The following is a 23504-nucleotide window of genomic DNA, read 5'->3' as shown; positions in this document are numbered from 1 at the left end:
ATGGTTAAAACAGCGACGCAAAAAAAATCCCCGAACCAGTCGGGGATTTTTTATGTGCGATCAATCAGCCCAAGGGCGGATCAATCTTCGCGGTAGCGACGCAGCTTCAGCTGCTTACCGGCAACGCGAGTGTCTTTCAGTTTGGTCAGCAGCTTTTCCAGACCGTCTTCCGGCAGCTCCACCAGGGAGAAGCTGTCACGGACCTGGATGCGACCGATGGCTTCACGTGCCAGGCCACCCTCGTTGAGGATAGCGCCCAGCAGGTTCTTGGCAGCGATACCGTCACGCGCGCCCAGCGCGGTACGGCAACGAGCACGACCTTCAGCCAATGGAACCGGAGCACGACGCTCACGATCACCACGGTCTGGACGGTCGCCAGTACGCTCTGGACGATCACCGCGTGGCGCGTTGTTCGGTACCAGTGGGCGTTCTTTCTCGATGGCTGCCAGGGTCAGGGCCTGACCGTTGGTTGCCTTGCGCAGCAGAGCTGCAGCCAGGGCACGTGGGGTGCAGCCGATATCGGCGGTCAGGCGGTCCAGCAGGTCGCCGTGGGTCGATTCAGCGTCAGCCACCAGTGGCGACAGGCTGTTGGTCAGTTTCTTGATGCGGGCATCGAGAACAGCCTGGGCATCCGGCAGGCGGACTTCGGCAACTTTCTGACCGGTTACACGCTCGATCACTTGCAGCATGCGGCGCTCACGTGGAGTCACCAGCAACAGTGCACGACCTTCGCGACCTGCACGGCCGGTACGGCCGATACGGTGAACGTAGGACTCTGGATCGTAAGGCATGTCAACGTTGAACACGTGGGTGATACGTGGAACGTCGAGACCACGAGCGGCTACGTCGGTCGCTACAACGATGTCCAGACGGCCATCCTTGAGGGAGTCGATCACGCGCTCGCGTTGGTTCTGGGCGATGTCACCGTTCAGCGCAGCGGCTTTGTAGCCTTTGGCTTCCAGGGCACTTGCCAGGTCCAGGGTCGCTTGCTTGGTACGCACGAACATGATCAGGGCATCGAAGTCTTCGACTTCCAGCAGGCTCAATACAGCCGAGGTCTTCTGGTCAGCGTGAACCAACAGGTGAGCCTGTTCGATCGCGGTAACGGTCTGAGTCTTGGTCTGGATCTTCACGTGTTGCGGATCGCGCAGGTGGCGTTCGGCAATGGCACGGATCGACTGTGGCAGAGTGGCCGAGAACAGTACGGTCTGACGGGTCGGTGGCAGCGCCTTGAAGATGACTTCCAGGTCATCCATGAAGCCCAGCTTCAACATTTCGTCAGCTTCGTCGAGAACCAGGTGGTTCACGGTCGACAGTACTTTTTCGTCGCGACGCAGGTGGTCGCACAGGCGGCCTGGGGTCGCCACAACGATCTGAGCGCCATTACGGATGGCTTTCAGTTGCGGGCCCATCGGCGCGCCGCCGTAAACGGCAACAACGGTAACGCCTGGCATTTGCTTGGCGTAGGTTTCAAAAGCGGTTGCTACTTGCAGCGCCAACTCACGGGTTGGCGCCAGGATCAGGGCTTGCGGCTCGCGCTTGGCAGGATCGATGCAGTGCAGGATAGGCAGGGCGAACGCGGCGGTTTTACCGGTACCGGTTTGCGCCTGGCCAATCATGTCCTGGCCGGCCATGATGATCGGGATCGATTGCTGCTGAATCGCCGAAGGTTCTTCGTAGCCGGTCGCAATGACGGCAGCAAGAATGTTCGGGTTAAGATTAAAAGCGGCGAAGCCGCCGGTTTCCTGGGTCATGGGTCTGCCTCTAAGTGCATCCGCAAAGACCCATGCTCCAAAGCTGCGCATGCCGTGTTGAGACTCAAGAGTCGCCCTGGCTGCTTTGTCGGCGGGGATTTGCGAAAACGAATGAATGAAAAAGATTCGTCAAGGGAGAGTCCGCTGTGCGGACGTGCAGCCGAAGCTGACTTCGGGGAATTGCGCTACCTAAACGCGGCCCGGTTAAAGGCCGGCGCGCACTATACCGGAAATACCTGAAAAAGGGAGCTTTTTTTATCGCAAAGCGCCGATAAACCGCGCTGCGTCACAGTCTTTGCAGATAAGCCGGCCAGGGTCTATTTTTCAAAGGCCCGGCCCTGTTGGTGATAACGCTTAAACGATTCACCCAATGTTCGAGACCTTTGGTCTGAAATCCTTCCCTGCGCCCGAGGGCACACCCGATGAATCAAGCCAGCAGCAGCCGCGTCAGCCGTGAACTCCAGGGCCATGTCCTGCTGTTGGGCCTGGACCGGGTGGCCAAGCGCAATGCCTTTGACCTGGATTTGCTCAATGAGCTGAGCCTGGCGTATGGCGAATTTGATCGAAACGACGCTGCGCGGGTCGCTGTCGTCTTTGCCCACGGCGACCACTTCACCGCCGGGCTGGACCTGGCCAATGTCAGCGCCGTGATGGCCGGCGGCTGGCAACCGCCGCTGGGGGGCTGCGATCCGTGGGGCGTGTTCGCCGGTCCGCGGATAAGCAAACCGGTGATCGTCGCCGCCCAAGGCTACTGCCTGACCATCGGTATCGAATTGATGCTGGCGGCGGATATCAACCTCTGTGCGAGCAACACGCGCTTTGCGCAGATGGAAGTACAGCGTGGGATCTTTCCGTTTGGCGGTGCGACATTGCGCTTCCATCAGATCGCCGGCTGGGGCAACGCCATGCGCTGGCTGCTCACTGGCGATGAGTTCGACGCCCATGAAGCCCTGCGCCTGGGTCTGGTGCAGGAAGTGATGGCCAGCGAAGACTTGCTGCCCCGCGCCATTGAACTGGCCAACCGCATTGCGCGCCAGGCTCCGCTGGGCGTGCAGGCTACCTTGATGTCGGCGCGACTGGCGCGCATGGAGGGTGAGACCGTGGCCGCCGCTGCCTTGCCGCCAATGGTCGACAAGCTGTTCAACAGTGCAGATGCCAAGGAAGGTGTACGAGCGATGATCGAGAAGCGGCCGGGGGTATTCAAAGGCATTTGAGTGGGCAACTCCGGCGCCATCAGGGCAAGCCCCCTCCCACAGGAGAATGCGCTCCAATGTGGGAGGGGGCTTGCCCCCGATGACGTCAGCACAGACAACTAAGTAGCCGTCCGAATCGCCTTGATCAACGGCTGCAACGAATACCCCAGACGCGGCGCCAACACTTCAGCCCGATTAGAAAGCGCAGCCAGATCCAGCACCTGATCCAACTCCGAAGGCACCAGCAAAATTACATTGCCCTCCTTCACCGGCAGCTCCCAGTAATGCCGGTGATACAGCCCACGCAACAACGCCGCGCCCAGTGGTTTACCGTCGTCAGTCGCCCACTGGTTGATCACCAGCCAACCACCGGGGTTGAGCTTTTTCTGGCAGTTTTCCAGGAAGGTCCAGGCCAGGTGCCCGACGCCTGGGCCGACATCGGTATAAAGGTCGACGAAAATCAGGTCGGCCGATTCGGCAGTCTCCAGCAATTCCAGGGCGTCGCCGATGCGGATGTACAGGCGCGGATCATCGTCCAACCCCAGGTACTCGATGGCCAGACGTGGCACGTCCGGGCGCAGCTCGATGGCTTCGACGTCTTCCAGGGGCAAGAACTTCAGGCACGCCTGGGTCAACGTGCCAGCGCCGAGACCGAGGAACAACGCGCTTTCCGGCTGTTCATGGCACAACGCGCCGATCAGCATCGCGCGGGTGTAGTCGTACTCCAGCCAGCTCGGATCGGCGGTGAACACGCAGCTCTGCTCGATGGCGTCGCCGAATTCGAGAAACCGGTAATCGGCCACTTCGAGCACACGGATCATGCCGAAGTCATCATGGACCTCGGCCAGCAGGCGCTCGACACGCTCCTCTGTCATCACTACTCCTAACGGGTTTGCTCTACGCCAAAGGCGCGATTGTCGGCCAACCGGCGGCAGCAGGTCACGCACTAATTGCTGATAACATTGGCGCCCGACCGTCAATCAGCCAATCGAGTTCATGATGAGCCAACCCTGGAGCCCCGACAGCTGGCGCGCCCTGCCGATCCAGCAACAACCCCAGTACCCGGACGCCGCACACCTGTTGCGGGTGGAGCAGAACCTGGCCAGCTACCCGCCGCTGGTGTTTGCCGGGGAAGCCCGTGAGTTGCGCCGCCAGTTTGCCGAAGTGACTCAGGGTCGCGCCTTCCTGTTGCAAGGCGGTGACTGCGCCGAAAGCTTCGTTGAGTTTTCTGCGGCGAAAATCCGCGACACCTTCAAGGTGTTGTTGCAGATGGCGATTGTGATGACCTTCGCCGCCGGCTGCCCGGTGGTAAAAGTCGGGCGCATGGCCGGCCAGTTCGCCAAGCCGCGCTCATCCAACGACGAGACCATCGACGGCATCACCCTGCCCGCCTACCGTGGCGATATCGTCAACGGCATTGGCTTTGACGAAAAAAGCCGCGTACCCGACCCGGACCGCCTGTTGCAGTCGTACCACCAGTCCACCGCCACCCTCAACCTGCTGCGCGCCTTCGCCCAGGGCGGTTTCGCCGACCTGCACCAGGTTCATCAGTGGAACCTGGACTTTATCGCCAACTCCGCGCTGGCCGAGAAGTACAGCCAACTGGCGGACCGCATCGACGAAACCCTGGCCTTCATGCGTGCCTGCGGCATGGACAGCTCGCCGCAACTGCGCGAAACCAGCTTCTTCACCGCCCACGAAGCGCTGCTGCTGAACTACGAACAAGCTTTCGTACGCCGTGACAGCCTGACCAACGACTACTACGACTGTTCGGCCCATATGCTGTGGATCGGCGACCGCACCCGCCAGTTGGATGGCGCCCACGTCGAGTTTCTGCGCGGCGTTAACAACCCGATCGGGGTCAAGGTCGGCCCGAGCATGAACCCCGACGACCTGATCCGCCTGATCGACATCCTCAACCCGGACAACGACCCAGGCCGCTTGAACCTGATCGCCCGCATGGGCGCAGGCAAGGTCGGCGACCACTTGCCCAACCTGATCCGCGCCGTACAGCGCGAGGGCAAGCAGGTGCTGTGGAGCTCGGACCCGATGCATGGCAACACCATCAAGGCCAGCAGCGGCTACAAGACCCGCGACTTTGCGCAGATCCTCGGCGAAGTGAAAGAATTCTTCCAGGTGCACCAGGCCGAGGGCAGCTACGCCGGCGGAATTCATATCGAGATGACCGGGCAGAACGTCACCGAGTGCATCGGCGGCGCGCGGCCAATCACCGAGGATGGCTTGTCGGACCGCTATCACACCCATTGCGACCCACGGATGAATGCCGATCAGTCGCTGGAGTTGGCGTTTCTGATTGCCGAGACCTTGAAACAGGTCAAGCGCTGAGATTTAGGCTGACAGGACTGAGGCCATCGGGGGCAAGCCCCCTCCCACATTTTGACCTGTGAACGCAGTCAAATTGTGGGAGGGGGCTTGCCCCCGATGGAGCCCTAGAGCCCAGCAAGCCGCAGCCGAGCGGCACTTGGCCGTTGGCAATTGAGCTGCACCTGCTCAAGCCCCAACCATTGCGCCATTTGCCGCAGATGCTGCGCCAGCGCCAGCATCCCCTCCTCATCCAGCCCCGGCTCTTCCTCGTGCACCGCATGCACCGCCAAGCGCCCATTGGCGCGTTCGGCCCGCAGGTCGACGCGGGCGGCGATCCGCTCGTTGTGCAAAAACGGCAGCACGTAATAGCCATACACCCGTTTGTCTTGCGGGGTGTAGATCTCCAGTCGGTAACGGAAATCGAACAGGCGCTCAGTGCGGGCGCGTTCCCAGATCAACGAGTCAAAGGGCGACAGCAAGGCGCTGGCCGGTACGTTGCGGGGCGTTTTTGGCTCCGGCAGGCAATATGCCGACCGCTTCCAGCCCTGAACCCGGCAGGTCAGCAATTGGCCGTTCTCCACCAGCTCAGCCAAGCGAGCGCGACTGTCGGCAGGGTCGAGGCGAAAGTAATCACGCAAATCTTTTTCAGTGCTGACCCCCAGGGCGGTGGCACTGTGCAGCAACAACCCGCGCTGGGCCTCGGCTTCAGCCAACGGGGCTTGCTGGAGAATGTCAGCGGGCATGACGCGCTCGGGCAAGTCGTAAAGGCGCTCGAAACCGCGTCGACCGGCCACGGTGACCAGCCCGGCAGCAAACAACCATTCCAGCGCGTGCTTTTCATTACTCCAGTCCCACCAGGGGCCGGCGCGCTCCTCACGGGTGGACAGGCTGCCGGCGCCGAGTGCGCCCTGTTGTTCAACGGTCTTGAGCACACGCTGAATGATGGCCTGCTGCTCGCGCCCAAAACGCGCCATCTGCGCATAAATGCCCTGGCCCTGCTGCGCCCGCACCATGCGCCACCGCATCAATGGGTACAACGCCATGGGCAATAGCGAGGCTTCATGCCCCCAGTATTCGAACAGCGAACGCCGCCGGCCCTGGCTCCAGGCAGCCTCCTCAAGCAGTAAAGGGGAATAGTGACCCAGGCGGGAAAACAGCGGCAGGTAATGAGAACGCACCACGGCGTTGACCGAATCAATCTGCAACACGCCCAAGCGGTCGATCAATCGGTTGAGGTGCGCGGCCTTGATCTGCGCAGGCGGCTGGCGCCCGGAAAAACCCTGAGCCGCCAGCGCCATGCGTCGAGCTTGCTTGAGTGAAAAGGACAGGTCGGCGGGCATGGAAAACTCCTTGAGGGCTCGCGACCTACCCTACTGCATCCCCGGTCATTTTCGCAGCGGGTCTTCCCAGAAATGCCGATGGGTTTCCTGTTCCACATCGGCGCGGCTGAGGCCGATGTCCTTGAGCGCATCATCGCTCATGCTCGCCAGCATCTGGCGTTCGTAGCGCAATGCCTGCCAGCGGGCAATCCTTTGAAACAACCCGGCAAACGGATGCTTCGCCATCAACACATAACCTTTCTGACCTTTCATCTTCTCGCCCTCCCTTGGGGATGACGCCAGTGTGTGCGGGGCACTATGATCAATCCAACGAATGTTTCTTATGCAATACATCTCGGAGATTGATCAATTGTCCGGCTACCCGAGCATCGACACTGAAGTGCTGCGCACCTTCGTTGCCATCGCTGACCAGGGCGGTTTTACCCGCGCTGGCGAGCTGGTCAACCGCACTCAATCAGCGGTAAGCATGCAGATGAAGCGTCTGGAAGAGGACGTGTTGCAGCGCAAGCTGTTCGAGCGCGATGGCCGGCAGGTGCGACTGACACCCGAGGGCCAGGTGCTGCTGGGTTATGCGCGGCGCATCCTGAAACTGCACAGCGAGGTGTTCAACACCCTGCGCGAGCCGCATATGGTGGGGCTGGTGCGGATCGGCACGCCGGACGACTACGTGATGCGCTTCCTGCCGGGGATCCTCAAGCAATTTTCCAAGGCGTACCCGCTGATCCAGATCGAGCTGCATTGCGAGTCGTCAACGGTGCTGATGCAGCGGCGGGACCTGGCGCTGACCGTGATCAGCCGGGAGCCCGGCAAAGAAATCGGCGAACTGTTGCGCACTGAGCGGATGGTCTGGGCAGCAGCGCCGTGCTTCTGCGTGGAGGAACACGACGCCGTGCCCCTGGCGGTTTCCGGCGACGACTGCCTGTATACGCAGTGGACCCGTGCCGCACTGGATGCCTGCGGCCGGGACTATCGCCTGGCGTACCACAGCACCAACGTCGCGGCGATCCAGGCGGTGGTGAGTGCCGGCCTCGCCGCGATGATCTGCATGGAAAGCCTGGTGACCGACGACTTGCGCATACTCGGCAGCGACGAGGGGTTCCCACCGCTGCCGTCGATGAATCTGCACTTGCTGCGCAACCCGCACATTACCTCGCCGATCACCGAATGCCTGGCCGAGTACATTCTGGAAGGCTTCAGAGTTTAAAGGTCAGCATCACCGCGCACACCACCAGGAAGCCGCAGAACAGGCCACGCAACAAACGCTCGGGCAAGGCATGGGCAACTTTCACGCCCCAACTGATACTGAGCAGGCCACCCACTGCCAGGGGTATGCCGATCATCCAATCCACTTCGTGGTGCCAGGCGTAGGTGACCAGGGTCACGCCGGTGCTGGGCAGGGCCAAGGCCAGGGACAAGCCTTGGGCGACCACTTGGGTAGTGCCGAACACGCTGGTCAGCACCGGCGTGGCCACCACGGCCCCGCCTACACCAAACAAGCCGCCCATGGAGCCGGACGCGGCGCCCAGCACGCCCAGCCAGGGCCAGGAATAACGCATCTGCGCGGTCGGCGGTGCGTTGCGGGTGAACATGCGCAACAGGTTGTAGGCCGACAACGCCACCAGAAACGCAATGAAGCCAATCCGCATCGCCCCTGCATCCAGGCCCACTGCCCAGATCGAGCCCAACCAGGCAAAGCTGAAACCCGTGATGCCCAGCGGCAGCGCGTGACGCAGTTCAATCCGGTTGCGCTGGTGATAACGCCACAGGGCGAGCATCACGTTTGGCACCACCATCACCAGCGCGGTGCCTTGGGCGATCTGTTGATCCAGGCCAAACAATACGCCGAGCACCGGGATCGCAATCAGCCCGCCGCCGATGCCAAACAGCCCGCCCACTGTGCCCAAGGCCGCGCCCAATACGAGGTACATCGCTAAATCCCACACCGCTCATTACTCCATAATCCCAGGCCTCGCATGCTACGCAGTCGGCCCTGGCGCGGAAACGCACAGCAACGCACAATGGCTGTGCCAATCTCGCATAAGCATTCATTCATGAACCCCAATACCCTTACCGACCAGTTGAGTCTGTTTCTCGATGTACTGGAAACCGGCAGCTTTTCCGCCGCCGCACGCCGTCATCCGTTGACGCCCTCCGCGGTAGCGCGGCGCATCGACAGCCTGGAAAGCTCCGTGGGCAGCCGCTTGTTCCAGCGCAGTACCCACGCGGTAGTGCCGACGCCGGCGGGCCTGGCGTTTGCAGAGCGGGCGCGGCGGATTGTCAGCGAGTTGCAACTGGCACGGGCTGAAGCGGTGTCTCTGAGCCATGCGCCGGAGGGCTTGATCCGCGTGGATGCGCCCGCGGCGTTTGGTCGACGGCACTTGGCGCCAGTCATCGCGGATTTCCTGAAGGTGTACCCCGGCCTGGATGTGCACCTGCATCTGATCGATAGTTTCGTGGATATGCAGGGCGCGCATCTTGGCAAGGTCGACCTGGTGCTGCGGGCCGGGCATATCGTCGATACCCGTCTGATCGCCACGCCCCTGGCCAGCATCGTGCGTATCGCCTGCGCCAGCCCGGCCTACCTCAAAAGCCGTGGCACGCCGGCCCATCCCCGGGAGTTGAGTGACCATGATGGCCTGGACTGGGATGGCCTGGCTCCGATGTTCGCGTGGCGCTTCGAACTGGACGGGCGCCGTGCGACCTATCGCCCACAGCGCATCCGCATGAGCGCCAACAACGCAGAAGCGCTGCTCTCAGGTGCCTTGGCCGGCTTGGGCATCGCCCACCTACCCACTTGGCTGGCCAGCGAATACCTGGTGCGTGGCGAATTGCTGCCGCTGTTTTGCGAAGATGGTCTGCCCAGCCCGGAAACTACCGGGATCTATGCGCTGCGCCTGGAACAACAGGCCAACGCACGCAGCCGCTTGCTGCTGGAATACCTCAAATCCCGTTTCAGCCCTGTTCCGCCATGGGATCTGGCGCTGCAGAGCGGCCTGGTCTGACCTTCTGGACAGAATTGTCTGGCGCATTAAAGATTTGCTCGCTAGATTCCAGCCCATACACGTATTTAAGGCACCGCCATGAGCAAAAATCCTGACCCGTGCGAACCCCTGATGCTGAATAACCAGCTGTGTTTCGCGTTGCACTCCACTTCATTGCTGATGACGAAGGTCTACAAGCCTCTGCTGCAAGCGCTCGGCCTGACGTACCCGCAGTACCTGGCCATGATGGTGCTGTGGGAAGAGGATGGTTTGACTGTCGGCGAAATCAGCAGCCGCCTGCTCACGGACCCTGGCTCCCTGACGCCACTGCTCAAACGCCTGGAAGCCGAAGGCCTGCTCAGCCGAACGCGCAGCCGTGAGGATGAACGCGTGGTGGTGGTGGAACTGACTACCGCCGGCCGTGCCTTGCAGGACAAGGCCATGGGTATTCCACAGTGCATCCTTGGGGCCAGCGGGTTGGAGTTGGAACAATTGCGCAAGCTGCAAGCGGATCTGATTGCATTGCGCAGCAACCTGCAAGGCGCCGTTTAATACGCCCAATGAAAATGCGGGATGAGGCGCTTCACGAAAAATACTTTTAAATTTATCTTGCGCGCTAAACATTAGCGCTATACATTCGCCTCACCAGCTACTTAGCGCGCAAACATTTAGCGCTATATACCAATGAGGACGACACCATGCAAACGCTCTATACCGCAGTAGCCACCGCCACCGGCGGCCGTGATGGTCGCGCTGTTTCCAGCGATAACATCCTCGACGTCAAGCTCTCCACGCCAAAAGAACTGGGCGGCGCCGGTGGTCAGGCGACCAACCCGGAACAACTGTTCGCTGCCGGCTACTCGGCCTGCTTCATCGGCGCCCTGAAATTCGTCGCCAGCCAGACCCAACGCAAAATCCCGGCTGACGCCTCGATCACTGCCCACGTCGGCATCGGCCAGATCCCCGGCGGTTTCGGCCTGGACATCGACCTGCATATCAGCCTGCCTGGCCTGGCGCAGGATGACGCGCAAAGTCTGGTCGACGCAGCTCACCAGGTCTGCCCGTACTCCAACGCCACCCGTGGCAACGTCGATGTGCGCCTGCATGTAACCGTCTAACCCACGCTGCAGCTCAAGGAGAAGAACATGAACACATTTGGTAAAGCGCTCACCGGCACCCTGCTCGCCTTGTCCATCAGCCACGCGTTCGCCGCCAATGGCGACGTTGAGCACAACACCCAGGCTTTCCTGGATGTATTGAACGCCGGCACCGGCAAGCCGATGGAACAATTGACGCCCAAGGAAGCGCGCGCGGTGCTGACCGGCGCCCAAGCCGGGGTGAAGCTGACGCTGCCCAAGGCTGATGTGAGCCAGAAGACCATCCAGGTCGATGGCAAGCCGCTGGACCTGACCATCGTGCGTCCGGCCGGGGTCAAAGGCACATTGCCAGTGTTCATGTTCTTCCACGGCGGCGGTTGGGTGCTGGGGGATTATCCGACCCACGAACGCCTGGTGCGTGATCTGGTCGTGGGTTCCGGGGCGGTGGCGGTGTTCGTCAACTACACGCCGTCACCCGAGGCACATTACCCAGTGGCGATCAACCAGGCGTACGGCGCAACGAAATGGGTGGCCGAACACGGTAAAGAGATCAATGTCGACGGCAAGCGCCTGGCGGTCGCGGGCAACAGCGTCGGCGGCAATATGGCGGCCGTGGTCAGCCTGATGGCCAAGGACAAGGGCACGCCGGCGATCAAATTCCAACTGCTGTTATGGCCGGTGACTGACGCCAATTTCGAGACCGCGTCCTACAACCAGTACGCCGAAGGGCACTTCCTCACCAAAAATATGATGAAGTGGTTCTGGGACAACTACACCACCGACGCCAACCAGCGAGCCGAGATCTATGCCTCGCCGCTGCGGGCCACCACGGACCAACTAAAGGGTTTGCCGCCCGCGCTGATTCAGACGGCCGGCGCCGATGTGCTGCGTGATGAAGGCGAAGCCTATGCCCGCAAACTGGATGCAGCCGGTGTGCCGGTGACCGCCGTACGTTACAACGGCATGATTCACGACTACGGTTTGCTCAATGTAGTCAGCCAGGTGCCGGCGGTGCGTTCGGCCCTGCTGCAGGCATCGGATGAGTTGAAGCAACACTTGAAGTAAAAACAGCGCCCATAAAAAACCCGACTCATGGTCGGGTTTTTTTATTTCGTACGGTAGGGCCAGAATTACTTCTTGGCGCGACCTTTGTACGAACCGCCTTCGCGGGTGTCGATCTCGATCAGGTCGTCGATTTCGATGAAGTCAGCGACCTGCAGCTCGGTACCGTTAGCCAGCTTGGCTGGCTTCATTACCTTGCCCGAAGTGTCGCCGCGAGCGGAACCTTCGGTGTAAGCAACTTTACGCACGATAGTGGTCGGCAGCTCTACGGAAACCAGGCGCTCTTCGAAGAAGATCGCTTCGCAGATGTCTTCCATGCCTTCTTCCACGAACGGCAGAACGGCTTCGATGTCTTCAGCGTTCAGCTCGTACATGGTGTAGTCGGTGGTGTCCATGAACGTGTAGGTGTCGCCGCTGATGAAGGACAGGGTCGCTTCTTTGCGGTCGAGGATTACGTCGTCCAGTTTGTCATCGGCGCTGTAGACGATCTCGGTCTTGTAACCGGTCAGCAGGTTCTTCAGCTTGGTCTTCATGATTGCGCTGTTACGACCAGACTTGGTGAACTCAGCTTTCTGAACCAGCCAAGGGTCGTTTTCGAGACGGATCACTGTACCGGGTTTCAGTTCTTTACCAGTTTTCATTGCATATATCCGAAATTTGGATGGGATTTACAAAAATCAAGGTGGCGTATCATATCCAACTTTCATAAAACTGTACCAGCGCCGTCGCAAGATCGGCCTGCAAGGCCTGCTCCAGACACCACGCTTCGGCGTTCTGGCTGACCTCTGGCCAGTGTTCCAGCAGCATTTTCCACGGCTGCGCCATGTCGCCCTCGGTGTTCCAGGCCTGCCAAAGCGCGACCAGTGCCGCCTTTGCAGCCGGTGACAAGGCGGCGGTGTACAGCTCCAGGAAGGCATCGAGCTTGTCGAGGTGGATGTCTTCGTCCTGGCGATAGATGTGCCACAGCAGCGGGCGCCCGGCCCACTGGGCGCGCACGAACGAGTCTTCACCGCGCACTGCGTTGAAGTCGCAGCACCACAGCAGGTGGTCATATTGCCCCTGACGCACGAACGGCAGTATCTGCACGGTCAGTGCATCACGCTGATGAACATCCCCGGCGGCGAGCTCTTCTACTCCAAGCCAGCGCTCTACATCACCGAGGATGCGCCCTTCCGGCACCAATAGATGAGTGGCACGCCCGTCCGTCGACAATACGTCCAGCCAACTGGCCAGCCCGGCATTTTCATACGCAAACAGTGAGAACAGACGCGCACCATCAGTTGGAAACACCCCCAGCGATTGCAGGAATTGTCGCTGCGCAGCGATATCCCGCTGAAAAGCCCTACGCTGTTCCAGCAACCCGGCCTCACGCAACAGACCGCCGGTACCGGGTCGGAAGCCGGGGAAAAAGAAATACTTTTGTACCCCCTTGAACTTCACCGACGGCAGGCGATGACAGCCCACTACCCAATCCTCGGCGCTGAGATAATCCAGGTTCATCCACAACGGCGTGCACTCACACTCGGCCATGGCTTCCATATAGTCAGGCGGTAACTGGCAAGCGAAAGCGGCTATCACCGCATCCGCGGCAGGGGTTGGTGACCAATCGGCTGGCCAGTGGCGCACGTCGACGCCCTCTTGCCATTGTTGCTCGCGCTGCACATCCACCTCGGGGCACATGCGTTCGAAGGCCCGCAGGTCATCGACCCACAAACGCACCTCGCAGCCATGCTCCGCCACCAATTGCCGGGCCAGGCGCCATGTCACGCCAATGTCGCCGAAGTTATCGACAACGCTGCAAAAAATATCCCAGCGGGCTTTCATTCCGGGCTCCAACACTCAAAGGCTCGATTGTCCGCATAAATGCGCCGATGCAGAAGGCTTGATCGCGATTATTCTGCATGGAGGCTGTGCGACAATCGCCGCCATTATCCCCGTAGCAAGGAGTTCCACATGCCCTCTAGCGCGCCTTTGTCGCTGCTCAAGCTGTGCATCGCTATCGCCTTGGGCGTATGGCTGGGGTTTATCGCCATCGCGCTGACCACTTGGCTGGCCTCGCGCTACCTGTTTCCGCAAAGCCTCGCGCCGGTGGCCCAGGCGGTCCAGCAATTGGGTAAACCGGCCGTTGTCGCGCCGGAGCCGCCCAACCGCATGTTCGAGCAGTACCAACAAAACCTGCAAAAGCAGGAACAGCAACAAACCCTGGACCAGGCGCGTAGCAACGCCCGTAACCTGTCCAACCCCAAATGCCAGTTCTGGCTGCAACAAGACCAGAATGCGCCCAATGAAAAAAGCCGGGCCAATGTCCTGCAATTCTGCGAATGATCAAGCACAGCCATGAATAAGCACGCCGTACTCCAGCTGATCCTGGAAAAGCTCACCGTCGACCTCGATATAGCCCAACGCGCCGCGCAGACTGCCTACGAAACCGCGACTCATGAAGAAAACATCGCGGAGAACAAGTACGACACCTTGGGGTTGGAAGCTTCTTATCTAGCGGCCGGGCAAGCCAAACGGGTCGAGGAAATCAAGCAGTCGCTGACGCTGTGCAAGAACCTGCAGTTGCGCGCCTACGATGATCAGCAAGGGATAGAAGTCGGTGCACTATTGGGTCTGGAGGACGAGAACGGTCGCCAGCAATGGCTGTTCCTGGCGCCTGATGCTGCGGGCTTGAAGGTGGATGTGGTCGGGCAACCGGTGACGGTCATCACCCCGCGCTCGCCTCTGGGCAAAAGCCTGCTGGGCAAGTTCGAAGGGGATGAAGTGGAGATTCTGGTGGCAGGCGCTCGGCAACTGTTTACGGTTACCGAGGCCCGATAAGCCACTCAGTGAACAGGCAGTTCAACGCCGTCGAACAGCTCTTCCAGCTCCTGCTTGTTGTGGCACTGGATCGCCTTGGCCATGACTTCGCGGGTCAAATGCGGCGCAAACTTCTCGATGAAGTCGCACATGAAGCCCCGCAGGAACGTGCCACGGCGGAAGCCGATCTTGGTCACACTGGATTCGAACAGCTCGCTGGCGTCGAGCACCACCAGGTCTTTGTCGAGGTTGGTATCGACCGCCATCTTGGCGACGATACCCACGCCCAGGCCCAGGCGCACGTAGGTCTTGATCACGTCGGCGTCGGCGGCGGTGAACACGACTTTCGGTGTGAGGCCGCGATGACTGAAGGCTTCGTCCAGCTTGGAACGGCCGGTGAAACCGAACACGTAGGTCACGATCGGGTATTCGGCCAGGGCTTCGAGGGTCAGCTTCGGCAACTTGGCCAATGGGTGACCCTGAGGCACCACCACGCAACGGTTCCAGCGGTAGCACGGCATCATCACCAAATCACCGAACAGCTCCAGGGCTTCAGTGGCGATGGCAAAATCGACGGTGCCGTCAGCGGCCATCTCGGCGATCTGCATCGGCGAACCCTGGTGCATGTGCAGGGCCACGTCCGGATATTGCTTGATGAAATCGCGAATCACCGGAGGCAATGCATACCGCGCCTGGGTGTGCGTGGTGGCGATCGACAGGGTGCCTTTCTTCTCGTTGGAGAACTCCTGGGCAATCTGCTTGATGCTTTCGACTTTACGCAGGATCTCGCCGGCGGTGGTGATGATGCGCTCACCGGCCGGGGTGACGCGGGTCAGGTGCTTGCCGCTGCGCGCGAACACTTCAACGCCCAGCTCGTCTTCGAGCAGGCGGATCTGCTTGCTGATACCGGGTTGCGAGGTGTACAGGCTTTGAGCGGTAGCGGAAACGTTGAGGTCGTGGTGCGCCACTTCCCAGATGTAGCGCAGTTGTTGAAGCTTCATAAGTGTCCCTCAAAGCAGATAGACGCCACGGGTATCAGCGACGGTATATAACTATATTAAAGGTTAGACAGATAAATCTAGAACTTTTTATCGTTTCCTACCGATCACATGTCATCACTGCGGCGACGTTGTAACGACGGCACCAGGTAAACCGGTACGCTGGACAGTTGCAGTACCCGTGCCGCGGTACGCCCCAGAGGCGTGGTCGCACCCGCTGCATGGCTGTGGCTGCCGACTATCAGCAGATCTACCGACAGTTTGCGCAGTTGGTCCAGAATCACCTCGCACGGATCTCCCTGGATCACGCGTACCGAACGGATCAACTTCAGGTCCTGCTCACCCTCCCCCAACTCCTCGCGGAAACTGTCGAGCACCCGCTGCTCGATAGTCGCCATCACCGTGTTCAGCCCCCGGCTCTGCCACTCGCTCAACGCGGCTTCATCAAGGTAGCTCTGCAACACCGATTCGGCGAACAGCCCGATCGGCTCGACCACGTGAATCACATACAGGTCAGCCTTGAACGTTCGCGCCAGCGCCAGCGCATGTTGCATCACATAGGGCGCGTAAAGACCGAGGTCCGTGGCGTACAGCATCGAACGAATCATAAAACCTCCTGGACTGCCAGGCTGGAGGAGATTGAATGAGCTTAGCAGCGCGCCTAACTCTCGGCCTGAATCCTCAATTCATTACTGATGCCATGGGGCACGTGCCCAGTGGCCACCACTTCCCTGGCTTTCTCGCAATGACCGGCCTGGTCATCGAAAAACACATCAGCGGCAAACGCCTCCAGAAACGCGGACTTCTCCAGGCCGCCAAGGAACAACGACTCGTCCAGGCGAATATCCCACTCACGCAACGTGCGAATCACCCGCTCGTGAGACGGCGCCGAACGGGCGGTGACCAATGCGGTGCGGATCGGGCAGGCCTCGTCAGGGAACTCTCGCTGCAATAAGTTCAGCGCCGCCAGGAACCCCTTGAACGGACCGCCAGGCAACGGCTGGCGTGCGGATTCGCGCTCACTGGCCTGGAACGCCGCCAACCCGTCGGCCTGGTACACGCGCTCCGACACATCGGAAAACAACACCGCGTCACCATCAAAGGCGATGTGCAGTTCCTCGCTGGAGGCACGACGCGGCCCGCCCGACAGAATCGTCGCTGCTGCAAAGCCCGCATCAAGGGCACTGCGCACATCTTCAGCATGGGTCGAAAGAAACAGATGGCAACCAAATGCAGCCAAATAAGGATAAGGACTACGCCCTCCTACGAAAGCAGCGCGGGAAATATCCAGGCCGTAGTGCTGAATCGAGTTGAATACACGCAGGCCTGTGTCAGCACTGTTGCGCGATACCAGCACCACTTCGACCCGAGCGCGCCCTAGGCTGGCATTGAGGCTCAGCAGCTTCTTGACGAGTGGGAAGGCGTCGCCGGGTTCGAGGATTTCTTCCTCGTGTTCGATCTGGTATTTGCGGTAAGCCTCAACCCCTTGGGCCAGATAGACCTTGTGGCTGTCGCCCAGGTCGAACAAGGCCCGTGACGAAATCGCCAACACCAGTTTGTCGCCCAATCCCTTCGCCATGCGTTTACCCCCGACTCAGCGGTTATGCCGATCAATAAAGCTCAAGGCCTGGTACAGCGCCTGCATTCGCGGCAACTCGCAACCGGCGGCCTTGGCCGCGGCCAGCGGGCGCGCGTAGATCGCTGCCAGTTCCAGCGGACGTTTGTGCACGTGGTCGTGATACATGCTCGGCAGGTAGTCGTCCATGGACTCAGTCATGGTGAACATCTGCCCCGCGTAACTGGCGGGAATCTCATGGCCGCAGGCGTGCGCGCCCTGCACCACTTCGGCCATCAGCGCCTGGATCAGTTCGCGGCTGGATTCGTCCGCCATCAACGCTGTGGTGCCGCTGCCCAGCAAGACAGAGAGGCCGTTGAAGGGCACGTTCCACACCAGCTTGTGCCAGCGCGCCTGATGCACATTGGCCATGGCCTGGGATTCGATGCCGGCCTGGTGAAACAAGGCGGCACCGGCCTCGACGATGGTCTTTTGAAGGGGTTCGTCGTTGGCCGCCGAACCGCTGTGATAGCCCAGGTTGACGCGCCCCAGCGCCTGATGCTCGACAATACCGGGGCCCGAGCGGTGCACACCGATGTAGCACAGCCCACCCAGCAAATGCAGTGACGGCGGCAGGTGTTCGCGCAGGCTGTCCTCGACGTCCAGGCCGTTCTGCAGCAACACCACCTTGGCATCCGGCGCGGCGACCTGGGCGAGCGTCGGCGCAAGCTCCACGTTACCCGTGGACTTGGTGCCCACCAGCAGCCAGTCGCAGGGCGGCATATCGGCAGCGCTTGCATACGCCTGCACCGGCTGCAAGTGCAGTTGGCCATGCACGTGGCTGTTGACACGTAGGCCATGCTGGCTGACCGCCGCGTACTCGCTGCGCAACAGGAAGTGCACATCGAATCCGGCACGCGCCAGCATCACACCGTAGAAACCACCAATGGCGCCGGTGCCGATAATACCGATGCGTGGCGATTGAGCTGTCATGGCAAGTCCTCAGGAATACGGGTAAGCGCTTGTTTTACAGCGCTGGCAAGGTCAGAACGTGTAAGACGTGTCTGTAATTGCCCGAGGAACTGACCCTCGCACACCACGAACAACGCGGGCAAATGAAAGATCTGGTAGCGTTCGACCGCACCACCGTTGTGCCCGGCATCTACCCAGCACACGCGGTCCACCGGCAACTGCCAACCGGGCAACTGCTGGCGCGCCCAACGGCAACTGGAGCATCCTACGCTGGTGAACACCACGAGCGAAACTCCTGGCAATCCCAGCAATTGCTGGTCAATATCCAGGTCGGTCAATTCCAGTTCCTTCACTATACTGCTGCCACCGCTGTCTACAGGATGGTGCTCGGAGTCCGTGTACATGGGTCGTTTTTTACCTCACCCTGATGATGTCGCTGTCGAGTTAATCCAACGCCCCTCTCCCGCCATACCGCGCCAACGCCTGCTCACTCACGGCCTTGGCGGCATTGCCTGCAACTGGCCGCGCGCCTGGCGCCAGGGCACGGCGGTTGACTTGCGCATCCCTTCCCTGGGCGCCACCGCCCGATACCCAGGCTACATAGCATGGTGTCGCAAAGTGGAAAACGGCTACCGCGTGGGTATCTCATTTACCGATGAACATGCATTGTTTGGCGCACGCATGGGCGAGCAAGCATGCCGGATAGAGCGCTACTGCCGCCAGCACGAAGATGCCGAACCGACGCCCGAGCAGATCGAAGCCCTGGCCCGGGAGTGGGTGTCGCGCCATGCAGGCGAGTTCTCCCATGAGGCGTTTGTGCAGCCAGCACTGGATTAAAGCGGGCTTTGCCCATTGTCGCGGGCCCGTGTTACGCGCTAAGGTTCCTCCCCCCTGCATCCAAATCATGCTGTGCTCCGCCGCACGGGGATGGCTGGCGGCCGGCACCCGTGACCCTGACGAGTAACACGATGGCTGATTTACCGATCAATGACCTAAACGTCGAATCCAACGAGACGCTGATCACGCCCGATCAGCTCAAGCGCGAAATCCCCCTGAGCGACGCTGCCCTGCAGACCGTCACCAAGGGCCGCGAAGTCATCCGTGAGATTCTCGACGGCACCGACCACCGCCTCTTTGTGGTGATTGGCCCATGCTCGATCCACGACCTCAAGGCCGCCCACGAATACGCTGAGCGCCTCAAAGTGCTGGCGGCAGAAGTGTCCGACACCTTGTACCTGGTCATGCGCGTCTATTTCGAGAAGCCGCGTACCACCGTCGGCTGGAAAGGCTTGATCAACGACCCGTACCTGGACGACTCGTTCAAGATCCAGGATGGCTTGCACATCGGTCGCCAGTTGCTGCTGGACCTGGCTGAAATGGGCCTGCCCACCGCTACCGAAGCACTGGACCCGATCTCCCCGCAGTACCTGCAGGACCTGATCAGTTGGTCGGCCATCGGCGCGCGTACCACCGAGTCCCAGACCCACCGCGAAATGGCGTCCGGCCTGTCCTCGGCCGTGGGCTTCAAGAACGGCACCGACGGCGGCCTGACCGTGGCGATCAACGCGCTGCAATCGGTCTCCAGCCCTCACCGGTTCCTGGGCATCAACCAGGAAGGCGGCGTTTCCATCGTGACCACCAAGGGCAATGCCTATGGTCACGTGGTGCTGCGCGGCGGCAACGGCAAGCCCAACTATGATTCGGTCAGCGTTGCGTTGTGCGAGCAAGCGCTGAACAAGGCCAAGATCAAGCCGAACATCATGGTCGATTGCAGCCACGCCAACTCCAACAAGGATCCGGCCCTGCAGCCGTTGGTGATGGAAAACGTTGCCAACCAGATCCTCGAAGGCAACCAGTCGATCATCGGCCTGATGGTCGAGAGCCATTTGAACTGGGGTTGCCAGGCCATTCCAAAAGACCTGGCCGACTTGCAGTACGGCGTGTCGATCACCGATGCCTGCATCGACTGGGCCGCCACCGAAAACACCCTGCGCAGCATGCACGCCAAGCTCAAGGACGTATTGCCAACACGCAAACGCACCTGAACCTCAATTGCGCACACAAAAACGCCGGGCTAAACCCGGCGTTTTTTATTGTCTGCTGATCGCTCAGAGCTTCGCGGCATGGCGCTGGTGGCGCTCCATGTAGCGTTCCACATAGGAGCAGGACGGGATCACCGTGTAGCCAGCGTCTTCGGCGAACTTCAGGGCCTCTTCGGTCAGCGCCGCCGCAATGCCACGGCCCCGCAGTGCGTTGGGCACGAAGGTCCGATAGATATCCAGGGTCTGCTTACCGAGGTCCATATAGGTCAGATAGGCACGATGACCGTCCACATTGGTCTCGAACTGATGACCAGCCTGGTCATGGTGGATGGACAACGCCTCGCTCATCACTACTCCTCGCGGGTCTTGAATTCTGACCCCTACCTTACCGATGTTTTTCCGGCGAAGGAACATCTACGCCACCCCGTGCCGGTTTCGACAACGAGAAAACCTTGAGCGCTCACAACCAGCACGTAGGGAATAGTAGGCACCAATCCTGCAATTGCTCAAGGCGCACTCGTCATTCCCTGCCGCTGGTGGATATAGAAAGGGCCTCGACCAAACACTGGTCGAAAGCCTGAACATTGCCGGCAGTTGAACCTTGAGACGAACAGGCGCTCTTAAAGTCACCTCTACATGCGTAAAAGATACCCGGCCAAGCAACGCCAAACGCAACGTAAGTGTCGGCGCGGATATATAAATCCCCACCTGTTTGCAAAGCTTAACGCATGCAGGCCGGCCCTTTCAGCCTGGATCCAATCTTCACCCAAATGAAAAAATCTGGACGGTTTTTATACAAACCTCCAAAAGATTAGCCAAAATAGATTCGGCGCGAGAATTTTTTTTGCTTCTTGCGCTACGTCAGTTTACTTACTACAAGTAATGGGTAGTATGTACGCCGGCTATTTGCTCACTCTGAGAAAGTAGCCATTTAATAGAAAGTCCTTGAAGGGGAACACGATGAACAACGTTCTGAAATTCTCTGCTCTGGCTCTGGCCGCAGTTCTGGCTACCGGTTGCAGCAGCGTCTCCAAAGAAACCGAAGCTCGTCTGACTGCAACTGAAGACGCAGCAGCTCGCTCCCAGGCCCGTGCAGACGAAGCCTACCGTAAAGCTGATGAAGCTCTGGCTGCTGCTCAAAAAGCACAACAGACTGCTGACGAAGCTAACGAGCGCGCTCTGCGCATGCTTGAAAAAGCTAGCCGCAAGTAATAATCCCTCGGGGTTGTTATCAAGCCGATCCATTTATGGGTCGGCTTTTTTATTGCCTGAATGTGGGAGGGGCTTGCTGCCGATGGCGGTGTCTCAGTAAACATATCCGTTACTGAACCACCACATCGGGAGCAAGCCCCCTCCCACACGTTTTACTGCTGAAGATCGATTGGCGCGCTGGAGGCCACCGGTGCGCCACCCGGCACACCGATCTCGGTCGGCAGGCCATCTTCCGCCGCGACCACGTCGCGTACCTGATCCCAGTTCACCCGCAACTGGTTGGCCAGGTCTTCACGCTTGAGCAAGGCGTTGATCACCGCCGTGTGCTTGTCGACCACCGATGGCGTTCCGTCATCGTTCAACGGCGTATGCGCTTCCAGATAAACCTTGCCGCCGCTGCTGCCGAACTTGTAGGCATCGTTGATGATGCGCACCGAAGTGCCCACCGGCACCATGCCAGCCATCTCCAGCACATTATTGTTGAACATGCGGAAGCAACCGTGACTGGTACGTGTGCCGATGCCGAACTTCATGTTTGAACCGTGGATCAGGTAACCCGGTGTGCCCAGGGTGAACTTGAACGGGCCCAACGGGTTATCCGGGCCGGCAGGCACCACGTTCGGCAATGGATCACCGTTGGCAGCGTGTTCGGCCTTGATCGAGGCCGGCGGCGTCCAGGTCGGGTTAGGCGTCTTGGCGATGATGCTGGTATGGGCAATCGGCGAGCCCCAGCCTTCACGGCCAATCCCTAACGGGAAGGTGTAGACCACGTTTTGGCCCTTGGGGAAATAGTAGAGCCGGTATTCCGCCAGGTTGATAACGATGCCCTCGCGAGGCCCCGGCGGCAGGATAAACCGTGTCGGCAGCACGATCTCGGTGCCCGCCCCCGGCAACCAGGCATCGATACCCGGGTTGGCCGCGACCATTTCCGAATAGCCCAGGTCGTACGTGGTGCCCAGGTCGGCGAAGGTGTCTTCGTACTTGGCCTTGATTACCTGGACCTGACCGACGATATCTTCACCCGGTGGTGGCAAGGGCAGCTGCAAAGCGGATGCAGAGCCCGCTGCACAGAGCGCAGCGAGAGACAGGCAGCAGGTGACGACGGAGAGGCGCGACAACATCCGGAAAATCCTTCGCAGAACGACGGGTAGGTAAAAATCGATTGTATACGTGATGTGAGCTTCTAGCTGCAAGCGTGTAGCGGCTCCTAGAGCTCGAAACGCAGCTCCGGCCAGATCGGCGGCGTGCCGCGCTTCTGAGACTCAAGAATGGCCCGGCACAAGGGGCACAGGCGCTGATCCTGGAAAATCGAGCGATCGACCAGCGACCAGCGAGGTTGCGCTGGCAGCAAGGTACCGCACAGCGTGCGATCGATGGAGCCGCCCAGTTCCAGCTGACGCGTCACCAGATGCACCCGCACTTCCTGGCAGGCGAACAGATCCAGCTGCTCGTCCGGCTCGATCAGTTGGTAGTTAAACAGGGACCAGGCAGGACGCGACATCGGGGGCTCCAGATCGGGGGGGCGCCACCTTAGCCGAAAGCCTGCCGGTAGAAAAGCGTCATAGCAGCGGTTTTAGCGTCGGCCAGACATTTTCCAGCAACTTGCCCTGGGCAGCGACCGCCGGGTGCAGCCCGTCCGCCTGCATCAACTCCGGATGGCCGCCGACGCCTTCAAGGAAAAACGGCACCAAAGGCACCTTTTTTTGCTCGGCGACATCGCCGAATACCTTCGCGAAGGCATCGACATAACGCTTCCCGTAGTTGGGCGGAATCTGCATGCCCAGCAACAGCACCTTGGCGCCGCTGTCCTGGGACTTCTGGATCATCGAAGCAAGATTTTGTTGCAATTGCGCAGGGGGCTGGCCACGAAGGCCGTCATTGCCACCCAATTCGATAACCACTACGTCAGGCTTATGCTCTGCAAGCGCCGCCGGCAGCCGCGCGAGGCCTCCAGCACTGGTATCGCCACTGATGGACGCGTTGACCACTTTATCGTCGAAACCTTCCTTCTTGAGCCGTTGCTCCAGCAAGGCAACCCACCCTTTGCGTGTATCCAGGCCGAAACCGGCACTGATACTATCGCCAACGATCAGGACTGTACCCGCCGCTGCGTTCTGGGCCATGCACATCAAGGCCAGGCCAGCACTCAAAAACCACATTCGCATCGGATTCTC

The 23504-nt window shown here is 60.1% G+C and carries 28 protein-coding genes; 12 read left to right on the top strand and 16 right to left on the bottom strand.

Going from position 1 to position 23504, the window contains the following annotated elements:
- Window positions 1-80 precede the first annotated feature (80 nt).
- A complete protein-coding gene (locus tag NDJ82_RS10615) occupies window positions 81-1754 on the bottom strand; it encodes a DEAD/DEAH box helicase (RefSeq protein WP_027606997.1) in 1674 nt (557 codons plus the stop codon).
- A gap of 422 nt (window positions 1755-2176) precedes the next feature.
- On the opposite strand from NDJ82_RS10615, the gene NDJ82_RS10610 reads away from it, so the two are divergent.
- Window positions 2177-2968, top strand: a complete 792-nt coding sequence (locus tag NDJ82_RS10610; protein ID WP_250925425.1) for a crotonase/enoyl-CoA hydratase family protein — start codon at window positions 2177-2179, stop codon at window positions 2966-2968.
- Window positions 2969-3066: 98 nt separating this feature from the next.
- On the opposite strand, the gene NDJ82_RS10605 is transcribed toward NDJ82_RS10610, so the two are convergent.
- Window positions 3067-3822 (bottom strand): spermidine synthase, encoded by a 756-nt coding sequence (locus NDJ82_RS10605; protein WP_250925424.1) that lies wholly within the window; start codon window positions 3820-3822, stop codon window positions 3067-3069.
- A gap of 124 nt (window positions 3823-3946) precedes the next feature.
- On the opposite strand from NDJ82_RS10605, the gene NDJ82_RS10600 reads away from it, so the two are divergent.
- Complete coding sequence (locus tag NDJ82_RS10600) at window positions 3947-5293, top strand: class II 3-deoxy-7-phosphoheptulonate synthase (RefSeq protein WP_112194251.1); 1347 nt, start codon at window positions 3947-3949, stop codon at window positions 5291-5293.
- A 104-nt stretch (window positions 5294-5397) separates the two neighbouring features.
- On the opposite strand, the gene NDJ82_RS10595 is transcribed toward NDJ82_RS10600, so the two are convergent.
- Both NDJ82_RS10595 and NDJ82_RS10590 read right to left on the bottom strand, forming a co-directional pair.
- On the bottom strand, window positions 5398-6612 hold the full coding sequence (locus tag NDJ82_RS10595; RefSeq protein WP_250925423.1) for a winged helix-turn-helix domain-containing protein: 1215 nt from the start codon (window positions 6610-6612) through the stop codon (window positions 5398-5400).
- 45 nt (window positions 6613-6657) lie between these two features.
- A complete protein-coding gene (locus NDJ82_RS10590; RefSeq protein WP_244653888.1) occupies window positions 6658-6864 on the bottom strand; it encodes a DUF1127 domain-containing protein in 207 nt (68 codons plus the stop codon).
- Between the two features lie 70 nt (window positions 6865-6934).
- Here NDJ82_RS10590 and NDJ82_RS10585 point away from each other — a divergent pair, with 70 nt between their 5' ends.
- The gene (locus NDJ82_RS10585; RefSeq protein WP_099586806.1) at window positions 6935-7816 is read left to right on the top strand and encodes a LysR family transcriptional regulator; all 882 of its coding nucleotides are present in this window, start codon (window positions 6935-6937) and stop codon (window positions 7814-7816) included.
- Here the strand turns inward: NDJ82_RS10585 and NDJ82_RS10580 are convergent.
- A complete protein-coding gene (locus NDJ82_RS10580) occupies window positions 7806-8555 on the bottom strand; it encodes a sulfite exporter TauE/SafE family protein (protein ID WP_099586807.1) in 750 nt (249 codons plus the stop codon). The genes NDJ82_RS10585 and NDJ82_RS10580 overlap by 11 nt on opposite strands.
- Before the next feature lie 108 nt (window positions 8556-8663).
- On the opposite strand from NDJ82_RS10580, the gene NDJ82_RS10575 reads away from it, so the two are divergent.
- The 4 genes from NDJ82_RS10575 to NDJ82_RS10560 all read left to right on the top strand — a co-directional run bounded on the left by NDJ82_RS10575 (window position 8664) and on the right by NDJ82_RS10560 (window position 11755).
- Complete coding sequence (locus NDJ82_RS10575) at window positions 8664-9614, top strand: LysR family transcriptional regulator (RefSeq protein WP_099586808.1); 951 nt, start codon at window positions 8664-8666, stop codon at window positions 9612-9614.
- 78 nt (window positions 9615-9692) lie between these two features.
- Window positions 9693-10145: a MarR family winged helix-turn-helix transcriptional regulator gene (locus tag NDJ82_RS10570; RefSeq protein WP_099586809.1), complete on the top strand. Its 453-nt coding sequence runs from the start codon at window positions 9693-9695 to the stop codon at window positions 10143-10145.
- A 146-nt stretch (window positions 10146-10291) separates the two neighbouring features.
- Window positions 10292-10711 carry an organic hydroperoxide resistance protein gene (locus NDJ82_RS10565; protein WP_099586810.1) on the top strand — a complete coding sequence of 140 codons (420 nt, stop codon included), beginning with the start codon at window positions 10292-10294 and terminating at the stop codon, window positions 10709-10711.
- A 27-nt stretch (window positions 10712-10738) separates the two neighbouring features.
- Window positions 10739-11755 carry an alpha/beta hydrolase gene (locus tag NDJ82_RS10560; protein ID WP_250925422.1) on the top strand — a complete coding sequence of 339 codons (1017 nt, stop codon included), beginning with the start codon at window positions 10739-10741 and terminating at the stop codon, window positions 11753-11755.
- Window positions 11756-11820: 65 nt separating this feature from the next.
- Here NDJ82_RS10560 and NDJ82_RS10555 read toward each other — a convergent pair whose 3' ends face one another.
- Both NDJ82_RS10555 and earP read right to left on the bottom strand, forming a co-directional pair.
- Window positions 11821-12393, bottom strand: coding sequence for an elongation factor P (locus NDJ82_RS10555; RefSeq protein WP_032889016.1), 573 nt, complete (start codon window positions 12391-12393; stop codon window positions 11821-11823).
- Between the two features lie 49 nt (window positions 12394-12442).
- Window positions 12443-13576, bottom strand: a complete 1134-nt coding sequence (earP, locus tag NDJ82_RS10550; RefSeq protein ID WP_250925421.1) for an elongation factor P maturation arginine rhamnosyltransferase EarP — start codon at window positions 13574-13576, stop codon at window positions 12443-12445.
- Window positions 13577-13705: 129 nt separating this feature from the next.
- Between earP and NDJ82_RS10545 the strand changes: the two genes are divergently transcribed.
- Together NDJ82_RS10545 and NDJ82_RS10540 are read left to right on the top strand one after the other, a co-directional pair.
- Window positions 13706-14077, top strand: a complete 372-nt coding sequence (locus NDJ82_RS10545) for a hypothetical protein (RefSeq protein WP_099586813.1) — start codon at window positions 13706-13708, stop codon at window positions 14075-14077.
- Window positions 14078-14089: 12 nt separating this feature from the next.
- Complete coding sequence (locus NDJ82_RS10540) at window positions 14090-14572, top strand: GreA/GreB family elongation factor (protein WP_250925420.1); 483 nt, start codon at window positions 14090-14092, stop codon at window positions 14570-14572.
- A gap of 5 nt (window positions 14573-14577) precedes the next feature.
- On the opposite strand, the gene cysB is transcribed toward NDJ82_RS10540, so the two are convergent.
- The 5 genes from cysB to NDJ82_RS10515 form a co-directional block, all read right to left on the bottom strand.
- Complete coding sequence (gene cysB, locus NDJ82_RS10535) at window positions 14578-15552, bottom strand: HTH-type transcriptional regulator CysB (protein ID WP_003189876.1); 975 nt, start codon at window positions 15550-15552, stop codon at window positions 14578-14580.
- A 104-nt stretch (window positions 15553-15656) separates the two neighbouring features.
- On the bottom strand, window positions 15657-16157 hold the full coding sequence (locus NDJ82_RS10530; RefSeq protein ID WP_191947430.1) for a universal stress protein: 501 nt from the start codon (window positions 16155-16157) through the stop codon (window positions 15657-15659).
- Window positions 16158-16210: 53 nt separating this feature from the next.
- The gene (locus NDJ82_RS10525) at window positions 16211-17128 is read right to left on the bottom strand and encodes a 5'-nucleotidase (protein ID WP_099586816.1); all 918 of its coding nucleotides are present in this window, start codon (window positions 17126-17128) and stop codon (window positions 16211-16213) included.
- 15 nt (window positions 17129-17143) lie between these two features.
- Complete coding sequence (locus NDJ82_RS10520) at window positions 17144-18097, bottom strand: putative 2-dehydropantoate 2-reductase (RefSeq protein WP_250925419.1); 954 nt, start codon at window positions 18095-18097, stop codon at window positions 17144-17146.
- A complete protein-coding gene (locus NDJ82_RS10515; RefSeq protein WP_250925418.1) occupies window positions 18094-18480 on the bottom strand; it encodes a YbbN family protein in 387 nt (128 codons plus the stop codon). The genes NDJ82_RS10520 and NDJ82_RS10515 overlap by 4 nt, the downstream gene beginning before the upstream one ends.
- Between NDJ82_RS10515 and NDJ82_RS10510 the strand changes: the two genes are divergently transcribed.
- Both NDJ82_RS10510 and NDJ82_RS10505 read left to right on the top strand, forming a co-directional pair.
- The gene (locus tag NDJ82_RS10510; RefSeq protein WP_099586819.1) at window positions 18479-18913 is read left to right on the top strand and encodes a pilus assembly protein PilZ; all 435 of its coding nucleotides are present in this window, start codon (window positions 18479-18481) and stop codon (window positions 18911-18913) included. The genes NDJ82_RS10515 and NDJ82_RS10510 overlap by 2 nt on opposite strands.
- A 131-nt stretch (window positions 18914-19044) precedes the next feature.
- On the top strand, window positions 19045-20121 hold the full coding sequence (locus tag NDJ82_RS10505) for a 3-deoxy-7-phosphoheptulonate synthase (RefSeq protein WP_032888996.1): 1077 nt from the start codon (window positions 19045-19047) through the stop codon (window positions 20119-20121).
- A 63-nt stretch (window positions 20122-20184) separates the two neighbouring features.
- On the opposite strand, the gene NDJ82_RS10500 is transcribed toward NDJ82_RS10505, so the two are convergent.
- Window positions 20185-20466, bottom strand: a complete 282-nt coding sequence (locus tag NDJ82_RS10500; protein ID WP_064451529.1) for a GNAT family N-acetyltransferase — start codon at window positions 20464-20466, stop codon at window positions 20185-20187.
- Between the two features lie 612 nt (window positions 20467-21078).
- On the opposite strand from NDJ82_RS10500, the gene oprI reads away from it, so the two are divergent.
- Window positions 21079-21330, top strand: a complete 252-nt coding sequence (gene oprI / locus NDJ82_RS10495; RefSeq protein ID WP_003172710.1) for an outer membrane lipoprotei OprI — start codon at window positions 21079-21081, stop codon at window positions 21328-21330.
- A gap of 152 nt (window positions 21331-21482) precedes the next feature.
- On the opposite strand, the gene NDJ82_RS10490 is transcribed toward oprI, so the two are convergent.
- The 3 genes from NDJ82_RS10490 to NDJ82_RS10480 all read right to left on the bottom strand — a co-directional run bounded on the left by NDJ82_RS10490 (window position 21483) and on the right by NDJ82_RS10480 (window position 23495).
- Window positions 21483-22451, bottom strand: a complete 969-nt coding sequence (locus tag NDJ82_RS10490) for a L,D-transpeptidase family protein (protein ID WP_191947432.1) — start codon at window positions 22449-22451, stop codon at window positions 21483-21485.
- 86 nt (window positions 22452-22537) lie between these two features.
- The gene (locus NDJ82_RS10485) at window positions 22538-22831 is read right to left on the bottom strand and encodes a hypothetical protein (RefSeq protein WP_003172705.1); all 294 of its coding nucleotides are present in this window, start codon (window positions 22829-22831) and stop codon (window positions 22538-22540) included.
- A 58-nt stretch (window positions 22832-22889) separates the two neighbouring features.
- Window positions 22890-23495 carry an arylesterase gene (locus NDJ82_RS10480; protein WP_160385058.1) on the bottom strand — a complete coding sequence of 202 codons (606 nt, stop codon included), beginning with the start codon at window positions 23493-23495 and terminating at the stop codon, window positions 22890-22892.
- Window positions 23496-23504: the final 9 nt, after the last annotated feature.

The sequence above is a fragment of the Pseudomonas sp. SR18 genome, assembly GCF_023701505.1.
GTDB classification, from domain to species: Bacteria; Pseudomonadota; Gammaproteobacteria; order Pseudomonadales; family Pseudomonadaceae; genus Aquipseudomonas; species Aquipseudomonas cyclaminis.
This window is presented reverse-complemented; position numbering and strand designations above follow the sequence as displayed.